The organism is uncultured Methanofollis sp. (assembly GCF_937919355.1).
Classification (GTDB): domain Archaea; phylum Halobacteriota; class Methanomicrobia; order Methanomicrobiales; family Methanofollaceae; genus Methanofollis.
Genome location: NZ_CALFSA010000118.1, coordinates 1 through 11,626 on the forward strand (window position 1 = coordinate 1; position 11,626 = coordinate 11,626).

Below are 11,626 nucleotides of genomic sequence, written 5' to 3' on the forward strand. Positions count from 1 at the left end.
CGAGCGTCAGCGAGTTCAAGAAAATCTTTGATTTTCGGCGTAGTCCCCCGGCCAGACCGTGAGGAAGGCAGTGGATCTGTGTTTCTCCTCATAGGATCAGGGCCACATCGGCCAGACAGCCCCCCGAACGAGACACTCCAGAATAGGATTTCTACAGAGCCGGAAATCTCTTCATATCCTTGTTTTCCATCATTCCAGGTCATTCATGATCAGGGCATCTGTTCCTTCGGTTGCGTCTCCAGTACATATCCCGATGAAGCAGCAGATCCGGATCTCTCATCAGGGCATGGAGGCCGGCAGGGCATATATCCGGGGCATGTCGGCATGTTTCATGTGCAAAAATTAAGTTAATCATTATCCGTTGCGTTATTGTGGAGATAGTTGATATCAGCAAGTAAAACACAATCTCAGATCGTGTGGGATATGATTAAATATTGTAAATTCATATGTGGGGCCCTGTAGGAGGATGGAAGTATGCAACAGGAAAGCGTTCAGATCCAGAAGAACATCGTCGAGACCGCGATCGCATCAGGAGAGTTCAACACCCTTGTCGCGGCGGTGAAGGCAGCAGGCCTTGTCGAAGCGCTGAGCAGTCCAGGGCCATTCACGGTCTTTGCCCCGAACGACGCCGCGTTCTCCAAGGTGCCGAAGGCGACCATTGACAGCATCATGAAGGACAAGGCAAAACTCGCCGACATCCTGAAGTATCACGTGATCTCGGGGAAGTACATGTCCTCCGACGTCGCCAAGACAAGTTCTCTCAAGACATTGCAGGGCTCTGACCTCTCCGTCGACACGAGCAAGGGCGTGAAGATCAACGACGCCAACGTGATCAAGGCTGACATCGTCTGCTCGAACGGCATCTGCCATGTCATCGACTCGGTGCTGGTACCAAAGTAACCACCTTTTTTTTGTCCGCCCGGTTTTTTGACAGGTTGCTATCTGGGCGGTGAGCACAGTTGCCTGGTCACGATCTCGGTCGATCGTAGATCCCACGGCGATCAACACACAAATCGTTTATAGATCGCCTCCAATAGTCGTGCATGGTATAACGGGAACATGGCACCGTCGGTACCGGGAAAAATATGGGATTCTATGATATGCCGAAAAGTTCACAGGAAAAACCGGGTAAGCTGAAAGAAAACGGAATCGGCACTCATCGTCGACACTGGAGTGCTGTCGCCTCCCGGGAGAGCGCCATCAGGGTATGCGTCCGGGAGGCGTTTGAACGTGCCCACGCCAGGACGAAGGTCGAGAGGGACGGCAGCGCCGTCACCGTCTCCTGGGCAGGAGGAGACGTTCTGAAGACGTGCTCGGTCAGCACCGGCCGGGAAATCCTGACTGCTTTCCCCTTCATCGCCGGGGGCATCGTCCACGACGTCGTGGTCGAGGCGGTGGACGAGTGGCCGGACACGGTCCAGGGGCAGGTCCGTGGGTCTATCTGCGGTATGCGGTTTGCATTCTTCGACACCTATTATCCGGTGAACCGGGAGAGGTATCGCACCGGCAGGCAGTACCGCTTCTTCCTTTCGGCCCTTGCGTTTCGATTGAAAAAAACGGATGACGAACGGTCTTCGCATCATGAAATAGAATACTCCCCGCTGGAGGGCGGAGAGATCGACGAATTTGTCTTCAGGACAGTGGTCAGGGACGTCAGGGAGTGCCTCTCAGGATATGGAAAGGCGTACCTCGTCACCGCCCCTCTCTTCAGGGCGACTGATGGTATCAGAGAAATCAATATCCAGATCTGCGCCACCGAAAGCGTGACTGGTGGTTATGTCCCGGCAGTCGGCGACAGGATCTCCGGTGCCCTGTGGTTGCAGGGCTTCATGCTCCCCAGAGGCGGGGGGTGAGGTCTTGCCCCATTCTACCCCTGCGTGATCGTCGAGATATATGCGATCCCCACATGGGCCCTGAGGATCTTCGTCCCGTCGAGGAGGTGACGCATGTCCACGAACTCCCCCTCTGCAAGACAGCGGTCGATGCCCTTCTCAAGAGGGGTCCGGAGGTCCCAGGGCACCTTCCTGAAGACGACGCCATGGTTGTGGAGGATGAGGCCGCCGTCGCCCTCACCGCGAGGGTGGGCGGAGAGAGAGGCGAGGGCCCCCGCATCGTAGGAGGAGAGGTCGACAGAAGGGTCCAGGCCGATGCCGAAGGCGACGACACTGTCACCCCCGTATTTTGGTTCTCCCGGGGTCTCGATCCACTCGCTGACGTTTTCGGGATCGACGATCGATCCCCCCTGTGCCGGGGCATTCGCGGTGACCGGCGCCTTCCTGATCCCTGACCCCTGGAACCCGCCTGTCACGCCCCAGAGGGCGACGGCGACGACGCCCGCCCTCACCTTCCGGTCCCGTGCATGGGAGAAGACGGCCCTGTACAGGGCATCGAGAGTGATCCCCTCCTCTGCCTCAACGGTGGCGAATTCATTGAACAGACCATCGAGGGCGACACTGAAAGCGGTGTAGGCCCTCACCTCTCCCCCGGCCCGTGCAGGCACGAAAAAGTCCGGCGTGGCGTGGCCGTCCGAGGGGATCCAGGTCATCGAACCATGGATGGTGACCATCTCCCCGAGGTATGGCATTGCGTCGGCAAGACTGCTCCCGAGAGCGCCAACGCCGAGGGAGTAGGAGATATCGGAGAACTTCTCGGCATTGACGTCCTCCTCCCTGACGCGGGCATGGAGGAGGTCATCGAGACTGCCCTTCACCCTGAGGGAGACTGATGCCCGCGACCCTGGCTCGAACCTGAACTTCGCCCCCTCATACTCGACAGGTGGGGCCGCAAGGTCGGCGATGAGGGAGAGAGAGTCCTCGCGGCGGAGGGACGCCGTCAGGGCCTCGGCACGTGAGGGGTAGATACTGAAGACGCGGTCAAAACCTGCCATGGCAAGGACCTGCAGGGGGTACTCGCCCACATTGCAGATCGCAAGGACCCCACCCCGTCCCTTCAGTTCCTTCTGCAGGCCGAGAAAGACCCTGATACCGGCGCTGCTCAGGTAGGTCAGGCCGGCGAAGTCGATGACGGCCGAGCGGTCGTCGTCCCTGAGGGCTGCGGCGATCCCTCCCTTCACCTCTTCGGACGCATAGCCGTCGAGTCTTCCCTCCACCGCAATGGTGAGGATACCATCGCATCTCTCTGCATTCATCTCCATGACTCCCGTCTCCTTACCTCTCAAAATGTTTCACCAGACGAAGAACATTCTCCCTGTCCCTGCGTTCGTACAGGACGGCGTCTGTCATCCTCCGCATCAGGTAGATGCCAAGGCCCCCGATTGGGCGCTTGTCGGCCCCGCTCTCAAGGTCGGGCGTGGAGGCCGCCGTCGGGTCGAAGGCCGGGGCTGCGTCCCTGATCTCGACGACCGCACCCTCGTCTATCCGTTCGCAGGAGAGGACGATCTCCCCGCCGACACCCTCGTAGCCGTGGAGGATGATGTTTGTCAGCGCCTCGTCGACGGCGAGTTCGACTTCCTGGACGGCCTTCGCCGGCGCGCCCAGGCGCCTGAGGGCGGCGGCGACGCGGTCGAGGGCGCCGGGGAGGGAGGCGAGATCGGCGGATATGGTCCACTTCTCCACTGTCACACCCCTTTCAGCACCATCAGGGTGATGTCGTCGAACTGCGGTTCTTCACCGGCGAACTCGTGGACTGCGTCCCTGACGCCGCGGATGATCTCGCTGGCGGGCCTCTCCCTCAGGCCAAGGACCGTCTCCTTCAGCCGCGTCTCGCCGAACTCCTCGGTCGCGGCGTTGATCGCCTCTGTCACACCGTCGGTGTACAGGACGAGCATGTCGCCGGGACCGATCACGACCGTCTCCTCCCCATACTCCATATCTTCGATGGCGCCGAGAGCGATGCCTGTCGGCAGAAGCCTGACGAACTCATCCGAACCCGCCCTGAGGAGGAGGGGAGGGTTGTGACCGGCATTTGCATAGGTGAGTGCGTGCTTCTCCTCGTCGAGGACACCGTAGAAGAGGGTGACGAACATCCCGGAGTCTGACTGGGAGAGGATCATCGCGTTCGCGTCCGCGAGGGTGCGCGAGACGCGGGGGTGCCACCCGGCCATCGCCCTGATGATCGTCCTTGAGAGTGCCATGTACAGCGCCGCGGGGACGCTCTTCCCCGAGACATCCGCGATCACAATACCAGTCTTCCCGTCCTGCAGGCGGATGGCGTCGTAGAAGTCACCGCCCACCTCACGCGCCGGGCAACTCACGGCCGCAAGGTCGAATCCCTTCAGCAGCGGGATGGCCTTCGGGAGGAAAGTGTGCTGGATATCGGCGGCGATCTGCATCTCGGCCTTCTTCCTTTCGAGTTCGCCGCGGTAGGCATCCCTCTCCGCCTTTGTCCGCCTCTCCTCGACGAGGTTCGAGACCAGGAGGGCAAAGATGAACATACCTATGGCGTTCGCCAGGATCATCGGGATGCCCACCTGCCTCACCACCTCCCATGCAGTGGCAAAGGGGTTGCAGAGGAGGAGGACAAGGCCCATGTGGAAGACTTCCATCCCGACGGCAAAGACTACGGCGGTCCTGACCGGGACAGGTCCGTTGCGGTGGACCCACCAGATGGCGCCGCCGAAGAGACCGGCGAGGACGGTGGCGATCGAACAGGGGAGGGCGGTGAAACCCCCCATCTGCAGCCTGAAGAGACCGCCGATGATCCCGGCACCGATGCCGACCACAGGACCGCAGAAGATGCCCGCTACCATCGGCCCCAGGTCGCGGACATTGATGGGGGAACCGAGGACCGAGACACCACTGAGGGTGCCGTATACCGAGAGCGCACCGAAGAAGAGGATGAGGAGGAAGGTGCTCCGGGAGGAGAGACGCCGCTCCAAAGCCTCGGTGAAGGGTTCACACCGGGTTATGAAGTATGCTGCGACGACGATAACGCAGATCATCTGGAAGAGGACGATAAAGTCCCCCACCCCTGGCAGCATCAGGCACGTCCCTGCCGGTTCAGGGCGTCCTCCACGCTCTCATATGCAGGGAATATCCGCAAAAATCCAGATATCTCAAAAATTTCTCGGACGAACGGCGTGGGCCCTGCTATCGAGAGGTGTCCGTCCGTTTTCTTCACCTGTTTATAGGTTGCCAGGAGCACCCTGAGACCTGAACTGCTGATGTATTCGAGACTGCTCATATCGACGACGATGCTCTTCTCCCCCTGCCCGACAAGGCCGGAGAGAGCCGATTCCAGGCCGCAGCAGGAGGAGGCGTCAATCCTTCCCTTCACCGAAACGACCGCGCACCCCGATGCCATACGAATATCAATATCCGGGAGATTTTCCATTACTATTGGCGTATTTCACGATACCATAAGTAGATTGTTTTTTGTGTACTTCTCCCGGGTGGAGAGATGTACGAAAAAAGATGGCATCTATCCATCATTTTCAAAAATCGCAACGACCTCAGCACGCGGGAGGTCTCTGCCCCGTACTCTCAGTGACCAGGTGCAGGTCTCCAGCGTGTGGGGGTGCAGCGCCGAAAAGAGCGTGCGGACTTCGGACTCGGAAAAATAGTGCGTGAGGATCCCCTCGCCGCGAAGGAAAGTGCCGACCTCCACCTCTGTCCCCTTCCCGTAGCGCATGTCGCGGTCTGAGAAGTCGCGGAAGTAGAGTCTCCCCTCCTCTTTCAACACCCGCACGATCTCGCCAGCGATGGCATTCCGCCCTGTCGCCTTCAGGTGCCCGGCAACGTGGAAGGCGCAGACGGCGTCGAAACTCCCGTCCCTGAAGGGGAGGGAGCGGGCGTCGGCGACAAGAAGGGGCGCTCCTTCCCCTGACGCCCGCTGGCAGAGGCAGATGGCCGCGGGGGAGATGTCGAGGCCGACGACAGAGACGCCTCTCTCTGAGAGGGGAATATATGTCTTCCCGTTGCCGCACCCGAGTTCGAGGACGCGGGAACCGGGGGGGATGGCGGGGAGGTCGCAGGATGCGCCCCCCCAGAGGCGTCCCCTCTGGAGGTAGTCCCTTTCCCACCCGCCGGGGTCACGGTATGGTGTGTTCATGCCGCAGCTTTCTGCAGGGAGAGGAGTGTGATTGAGAACCTGAGGTCCTTGCCGGCAAGGGGATGGTTTGCGTCCATCGTAACAGTGGTCTTGTTCATTGCGGTCACGGTAAAAATAACCGGGTTGCCATTATTTACCTGCATAAACCTCTGGCCCACCGCAGTGTCATTCGGGAGGAGTGAGCGGGTCGCATAGGAGACCAACGCCGGGTTGTACTCGCCGTACGCTTCTTCCATGGGTATGGTCACATTCACCGACTCGTTTACGGCAAGTCCGGTGACGGCCTTATCGAATCCGGGGATCATCCTGCCCTTCCCGAGAGTGAAGGTGAGCGGTTCACGGCCGACCGAGGATTCATAGACAGTCCCGTTCAGGAAGGAAACCGTATATTCGACAGATACGTTGTCGCCCGGAGCGGCCCTCGGCTTTTCGGCCATATCCGTGCACCCTGCGGCGAGCATGAGGGCCGCAAGGAGAAGGCAGACTACCGGAATGATCATCTTCGATCTCATCCCCCTCCTGTTTGTGCTGAGGGATTATGAGACCATCCCCGGTCCCGGGAAAAATTATAAAAAAAGGGATCTGATTACCAGGACTTCCTTTCGGCAGGTCTCAGTTCGACAGGGCACCCGCGGATGGTCTTCCCCTTCATCCCCTCGATGACGGTGGCGGCGGCGTCCTGCGGCACCTCGACAAATGAGTATGTGCCGTAGATGCTGATCGCACCGATCGAGCGGCCCGGTATGCCTGTCTCCCCGGCGAGCGCCCCGACGATGTCTTTCGGCCTGATCTCCTGGTCCCTCCCCACGTTCAGGTAGAGGCGGACCATGCCGGGTTCTGCGCCGGTGTCCGCCGGGGTGAGTTCGGGGATCTTCTCTGGTTCTGCGCCGGTATCGAGTCTCATCTTCAGGAGTGCGGCGGCGATGTCCAGGGAGGTATAGTCGTCGACCATGATCCTCTCGACCATCTCAACATACTTCTCCATCTCGCCGTTGTCGACGGTCTGCTTGATCTTCTCGACGATGTTTTTCATCCGCGTCTCCTCAACGTCACTCTCTGTCGGGAGGGGAATGCGGGCGATCCTGATCTTGGCATATTTCTGGATCGTCCGGAGTTTGTAGATCTCCCTCGGGCCGACGAAGGTGATGGCCCGTCCGGTCCGCCCGGCCCGCGCGGTCCTGCCAATGCGGTGCACGTAGTATTCCACGTCCTGCGGGACGTCGAAGTTGATGACCATGTCGACGTCCTCGACATCTATCCCCCGTGCGGCGACGTCGGTGGCGATGAGCACGTCGATGGTGCCGCTCCTGAACTTTGCCATCACCCGGTCGCGCTGGATCTGTTTCATGTCACCGTGGAGACCTTCGGCGAAGTAACCTCTCGCCCTGAGTTGGTTGTTCACTTCATCGACGCCCTTTTTCGTGTTGCAGAAGACAAGGGTGAGTTCGGGGTCGTAGATGTCAAGGAGACGACAGAGGATCTCAACTTTTTCCCGGCTGCGCACCTCGAGGTACAACTGCTCGATCTGGGGAACGGTCAGTTCACGATGGGGGACACGGACGAACTGGGGGTTCTTCTGGAAACGCTTCGAGATCTCCAGGATCGGTTTTGGGAGGGTGGCAGAGAAGAGGATGGTCTGGCGGGTCTCCGGAGTCTCGCCAAGGATTTTCTCGATGTCGTCACGGAAGCCCATGTCAAGCATCTGGTCGGCCTCGTCAAGGATGACCATCTTCACGCCGCTGAGATTGAGAGTGCCGCGGTCGAGGTGGTCGAGGACACGCCCCGGCGTGCCGACGACGATCTGGACACCGGCCTTCAGTGCACGGAACTGTCTCTCTATAGGCTGACCTCCATAGACCGGTATCACGGTGATGTTCCTCTGATATTTTACGAGGCGCGAAAATTCTTCGGCTGTCTGGATGGCAAGTTCGCGTGTCGGCGAGAGGACGATGACCTGGGTGTCCCTGTTTTCAGGGTCGATCCCCTCGATAGCCGGGATGCCGAATGCTGCTGTCTTCCCCGTGCCGGTCTGGGCCTGGCCGGTCACGTCCTTCCCGGCCATGATCTGGGGAATGGCAAGGACCTGAATTGGTGTGGGCTCTTCAAAGCCCATATCTTCTATTGCCCTGAGAATATTCGAGGATAGATTAAATGTCGAGAAACTGATGGTATCTTCCATTCTAATATCATGGGTGTTCGCCCCTCTTTATATATTGTATTGTGGAGGGGAAAAACAGGCAATAGCCGGACGGTGCTGGTCGGAGTTTGCAGCACGTAGAAATGGTTTGAATTCAAAATATGGCCTCCGGTTAGTTTATTCGTGGAAATCCGGGAAACCCGCACCGAAGACCGGTGGCGCAGGGTACATGCCAATTATCCCGTGTTCCCGAGGTCCCGGCGTATTTTTTCGATGTCCTCAGGTGTAGCATCCATCTCCATAACCGCAGTGCCGAAACAGGGTTTCGTGAAGGGAAAGAGGATCTTCCGTTTTTTTCCCTTCACCCCGACGACCATGGGGGGTTTGCCGAGGAGGATGACGTCCCTGATGGCATAGTCGAGCGGCATCTCGTAGGTCTCCTTTGCGTGCCGCCTGATGTACTCGTTCGCCTCGTCCATGGAGATATCTTTGATGAGGATCTGTGCAGGGAGGCGGTTGACGCAGTGTGGTTTGCCCAGGTCTGCCATTGTAGCGTCACTCCATATGACGTTATATACTGGACTTCCCCTCATTTAAGGATCTCCTGCAGGGAGGACGAGAGATACATCAATGCACAATGATAGAGATGGTGCCCCGTGAAAATTAGAGTGACCGCCTTACCGGAGGACAGGGCTGCAAAAATTTATTTCCATGAAAAGGATTAAGAAAATGGGTTCTTTAAGCCCCAGGCGGACTCATATACCTATGGTAAAAATCCCTCCAGAAGGTATATAATCTCCACCTCCCTATTTACACGCATGGAACCGGCTACCAACCGAAAGAGGGCTTTTCACCAGCCCGATGAAAAGTATGTAGAGTACGCAGAGAACACCCTTTCCCACGCCCTGGAGGAGGAGCGGATCACCCCCGACGACGCCGCCCTTATCCGGGAGTTCACCGGCGAGATCGTGGCAACCTCGCATATCTCCGCCGGCCGGAAGTATAAGATCACCTACACCCTTGTGGGGTGGCGGCGGTTCATTGGCCCCTTCCGGGAGAACGGGATCACCGACCTCTTCACAGGTGTGGAGAAGGTGCAGGCCGCCCGCAATGAGGACGGCGAGCCTGAGTTCAAGAAAAACACCCTCGCCGATTATATCCGATTCATAAAGCGCTTTTACCTGTGGATGATCGAGAACGGGTACTCCACGGTCCCCGAAAAGAAGGTGCGGAAGATCAAGGGCATGTCCTATGACACCGCCACCAAGAGCGCCGAAATGCTTCTTGGACCTGAGGAGGTGCGGAAGATGATCGAGGCGTGCACCTCCTCCCGTGACCGTGCCCTCGTTGCCATGCTCTATGAAGGTGCTTTCAGGGCCGGGGAACTGGGAAACCTCCTGTGGGGACAGGTGAAGTTCACCGACTGGAACGTGGTCATCAACACCGACTTCAAGACGGGGAAGGGCCGGTACATCCCCCTCGTGATGGCCCGGCAGTACCTCGCACAGTGGCGGAACGACTACCCCCGGACCGTCACCCCTGAAGCCCACGTCTTCCTCAACAACCTGAAGCAGCCCCTTCAGTATCAGGGCATGGCCAAGCAGTTGAAGATCATCGCCCGCCGCGCCGGTGTGGAGAAGAAGGTAACACCGCATATCTTCCGGCATTCTCGCATAACCCACATGATACAGGAGGGTTACCAGGAGAGTGTCATCAAGAAGATTGCATGGGGGAACCTCGGAACAGAGATGTTCCAGACGTACGCCCACCTCGTTGATGCCGACATTGACGACGAGATAGCCGCACAGAACGGGATCAAGCCCCCTGAGGCGAAGGAGAAGGCGGAGTGCCTGGAGCCCCGACAATGCCCCCGGTGCTATACCGTAAACGCACCGACTCATGAGCATTGTTGCAAGTGCGGGTATGCCCTCACCTCTCAGGCCGTGGATAACGTGCGGATCGCAGAGGAGCAGGTCGAACTTACCCCGGAGTATCAGGCGGTCTATGCGAAGGTCATGCAAGACCTACAGGCAGCGGGGGTGGTTCAGCATCCGGCAAAGTAGGCGTGTGTACTATAATCCGTCACAACCGTCACAAGTGTACTCACGGGAGGGGTGGCCCCTCCCGGGCAGAATTTACTAAAAGAGGTACAAATTAATATTTCACTCTCATAGAGAATTTGGGCGGAGTGCCTGAAACAAAAGAACGGAAAACGGAGTACTAAAGATGAGATCGATGATAATCCACAAGGGAGAAGCGATTCGGGAGCCAACCGTTCACAATTCGGTGAGGATCCCCGCAAGCCTCCATGCCTATGCGAGGACGCATAAGATCAGTCTCAGCAAGACGTTGACGGTGGTTCTCGCTGCGGCGAAGGCTGAAGACGAAGTAGGGGTCGGGTGCCCGGCAACCAACCAAGACTCGACCCCAATTGGCCTGCAAGAACCCTGTAATCCTTCCGGATCGCAGGAGAACACCCCCAAACTCAGGGGGCGCAGGTGATTGATAGTTGACTTTTCTGATACTTATACCTCACCCGATCACCAAGTGCCCTCCCGGTGCGTGAGCGACGGGACGGTATGCGGCGACGCAGGCCGGTATTCCTGGTGCCCGGTCCGACTCGAAGACGCAACCGTGGAGGCGAGCGCATGATCGACATCCCCGCCGCAACCCCTCGCCCGATCCCGGACTTCACGATCACCCCTGACACCCTCGCAGCCATGGACACTCTTCACCGACTCGTCGCAAAAGAGTTGATCAGAAAGGGGAAGTGGCACCTCGTGGAGGGCCGGACCTCCCCGGCGACAACTGACCACACCCCACAGGCGGCGAGGACATGACCGGGACCACCGACACTGACAGCCCGATCACCGCAGCACAGGCGGCCGGGTTGAAGATCACTTCCTCGAAGAACGCCCCGGAGAAGAAGGTTGTATCATCGAATACCAACGCACGAGCACCAACGCACCCGGTAGAGTGTGGAGAAACATCCCCCGGCACCCCGGACACCCGCCACAGTGACGGGATCGACGCCGCCCTTCCTCCCTCCATGCGAGCGGTCCCCCGGTGGGTCACCTGGCAATACGAGTATCGGGACGGCAAGCGGACCAAGGTTCTGCACAACCCCAAGACCGGAGCGAGGGCGAGCAGCACCGACCCCTCCACATGGACACACTATGAGGAGGCCGCCAAGGTCCGGGAGCACTATGCCGGGATCGGTTTCGTCCTGGGTGACGGGTGGACCGGCATAGACTGGGATCACGTCAGAGACCCGACGACCGGCGAGTGGAAGGCCGGTGTCCTCGAAGAGATCATGAGCATCGGCAGTTACGCCGAACTCTCCCCCTCAGGAACCGGGGCCCACGTCATCACCCACGGCGAGAAGCCCGGCGAGCGGTGCAGGCGTGGAGACCTGGAGATGTATGTAGCAGGCCGGTTCTTCACCGTCACCGGGAACCACATCGAGGGGACACCCGCAGA

Annotated in this window: 12 protein-coding genes and 1 pseudogene; 5 read left to right on the forward strand and 8 right to left on the reverse strand. The window is 58.9% G+C overall.

Annotated features, from left to right (window positions below; translation table 11 throughout):
• Window positions 1–474 precede the first annotated feature (474 nt).
• The gene (locus tag Q0520_RS05540) at window positions 475–900 is read left to right on the forward strand and encodes a fasciclin domain-containing protein (protein WP_298667445.1); all 426 of its coding nucleotides are present in this window, start codon (window positions 475–477) and stop codon (window positions 898–900) included.
• A gap of 200 nt (window positions 901–1,100) precedes the next feature.
• Window positions 1,101–1,853 (forward strand): hypothetical protein, encoded by a 753-nt coding sequence (locus tag Q0520_RS05545; protein ID WP_298667446.1) that lies wholly within the window; start codon window positions 1,101–1,103, stop codon window positions 1,851–1,853.
• Between the two features lie 14 nt (window positions 1,854–1,867).
• On the opposite strand, the gene Q0520_RS05550 is transcribed toward Q0520_RS05545, so the two are convergent.
• The 8 genes from Q0520_RS05550 to Q0520_RS05585 all read right to left on the reverse strand — a co-directional run bounded on the left by Q0520_RS05550 (window position 1,868) and on the right by Q0520_RS05585 (window position 8,694).
• Window positions 1,868–3,154, reverse strand: a complete 1,287-nt coding sequence (locus Q0520_RS05550) for an STAS domain-containing protein (protein ID WP_298667447.1) — start codon at window positions 3,152–3,154, stop codon at window positions 1,868–1,870.
• A gap of 13 nt (window positions 3,155–3,167) precedes the next feature.
• Window positions 3,168–3,575, reverse strand: a complete 408-nt coding sequence (locus tag Q0520_RS05555; RefSeq protein WP_298667448.1) for an ATP-binding protein — start codon at window positions 3,573–3,575, stop codon at window positions 3,168–3,170.
• Window positions 3,576–3,577: 2 nt separating this feature from the next.
• Entirely contained in the window at window positions 3,578–4,939 is a 1,362-nt protein-coding gene (locus Q0520_RS05560) for a PP2C family protein-serine/threonine phosphatase (RefSeq protein ID WP_298667449.1), read from the reverse strand.
• A complete protein-coding gene (locus Q0520_RS05565) occupies window positions 4,939–5,262 on the reverse strand; it encodes an STAS domain-containing protein (protein ID WP_298667450.1) in 324 nt (107 codons plus the stop codon). The genes Q0520_RS05560 and Q0520_RS05565 overlap by 1 nt, the downstream gene beginning before the upstream one ends.
• Before the next feature lie 117 nt (window positions 5,263–5,379).
• Window positions 5,380–6,009, reverse strand: coding sequence for a class I SAM-dependent methyltransferase (locus tag Q0520_RS05570; RefSeq protein ID WP_298667451.1), 630 nt, complete (start codon window positions 6,007–6,009; stop codon window positions 5,380–5,382).
• Complete coding sequence (locus Q0520_RS05575) at window positions 6,006–6,509, reverse strand: peptidylprolyl isomerase (RefSeq protein WP_298667452.1); 504 nt, start codon at window positions 6,507–6,509, stop codon at window positions 6,006–6,008. Before Q0520_RS05575 ends, Q0520_RS05570 begins: the two co-directional genes overlap by 4 nt.
• Before the next feature lie 86 nt (window positions 6,510–6,595).
• Window positions 6,596–8,188, reverse strand: a complete 1,593-nt coding sequence (locus Q0520_RS05580) for a DEAD/DEAH box helicase (RefSeq protein ID WP_298667453.1) — start codon at window positions 8,186–8,188, stop codon at window positions 6,596–6,598.
• 194 nt (window positions 8,189–8,382) lie between these two features.
• Window positions 8,383–8,694, reverse strand: coding sequence for a DUF1894 domain-containing protein (locus tag Q0520_RS05585; protein WP_298667454.1), 312 nt, complete (start codon window positions 8,692–8,694; stop codon window positions 8,383–8,385).
• A 270-nt stretch (window positions 8,695–8,964) separates the two neighbouring features.
• On the opposite strand from Q0520_RS05585, the gene Q0520_RS05590 reads away from it, so the two are divergent.
• The 3 genes and pseudogenes from Q0520_RS05590 to Q0520_RS05600 form a co-directional block, all read left to right on the forward strand.
• Complete coding sequence (locus tag Q0520_RS05590; RefSeq protein WP_298667456.1) at window positions 8,965–10,209, forward strand: tyrosine-type recombinase/integrase; 1,245 nt, start codon at window positions 8,965–8,967, stop codon at window positions 10,207–10,209.
• Window positions 10,210–10,794: 585 nt separating this feature from the next.
• Window positions 10,795–10,986 (forward strand): hypothetical protein, encoded by a 192-nt coding sequence (locus Q0520_RS05595; RefSeq protein ID WP_298667458.1) that lies wholly within the window; start codon window positions 10,795–10,797, stop codon window positions 10,984–10,986.
• Window positions 10,983–11,626, forward strand: a pseudogene (locus Q0520_RS05600) (hypothetical protein); the annotation flags it as partial. The gene Q0520_RS05595 and the pseudogene Q0520_RS05600, both read left to right, overlap by 4 nt.

What these genes read in the sequence shown, in the direction of transcription:
- Q0520_RS05545 (WP_298667446.1), top strand. Translation starts at nt 1,101, where the DNA reads ATGCCGAAAAGTTCACAGGAAAAACCGGGTAAGCTGAAAGAAAACGGA.
- Q0520_RS05575 (WP_298667452.1), bottom strand. Translation starts at nt 6,509, where the DNA reads ATGATCATTCCGGTAGTCTGCCTTCTCCTTGCGGCCCTCATGCTCGCC.
- Q0520_RS05550 (WP_298667447.1), bottom strand. Translation starts at nt 3,154, where the DNA reads ATGGAGATGAATGCAGAGAGATGCGATGGTATCCTCACCATTGCGGTG.
- Q0520_RS05565 (WP_298667450.1), bottom strand. Translation starts at nt 5,262, where the DNA reads ATGGCATCGGGGTGCGCGGTCGTTTCGGTGAAGGGAAGGATTGACGCC.
- Q0520_RS05585 (WP_298667454.1), bottom strand. Translation starts at nt 8,694, where the DNA reads ATGGCAGACCTGGGCAAACCACACTGCGTCAACCGCCTCCCTGCACAG.
- Q0520_RS05590 (WP_298667456.1), top strand. Translation starts at nt 8,965, where the DNA reads ATGGAACCGGCTACCAACCGAAAGAGGGCTTTTCACCAGCCCGATGAA.
- Q0520_RS05560 (WP_298667449.1), bottom strand. Translation starts at nt 4,939, where the DNA reads ATGCTGCCAGGGGTGGGGGACTTTATCGTCCTCTTCCAGATGATCTGC.
- Q0520_RS05595 (WP_298667458.1), top strand. Translation starts at nt 10,795, where the DNA reads ATGATCGACATCCCCGCCGCAACCCCTCGCCCGATCCCGGACTTCACG.
- Q0520_RS05570 (WP_298667451.1), bottom strand. Translation starts at nt 6,009, where the DNA reads ATGAACACACCATACCGTGACCCCGGCGGGTGGGAAAGGGACTACCTC.
- Q0520_RS05580 (WP_298667453.1), bottom strand. Translation starts at nt 8,188, where the DNA reads ATGGAAGATACCATCAGTTTCTCGACATTTAATCTATCCTCGAATATT.
- Q0520_RS05540 (WP_298667445.1), top strand. Translation starts at nt 475, where the DNA reads ATGCAACAGGAAAGCGTTCAGATCCAGAAGAACATCGTCGAGACCGCG.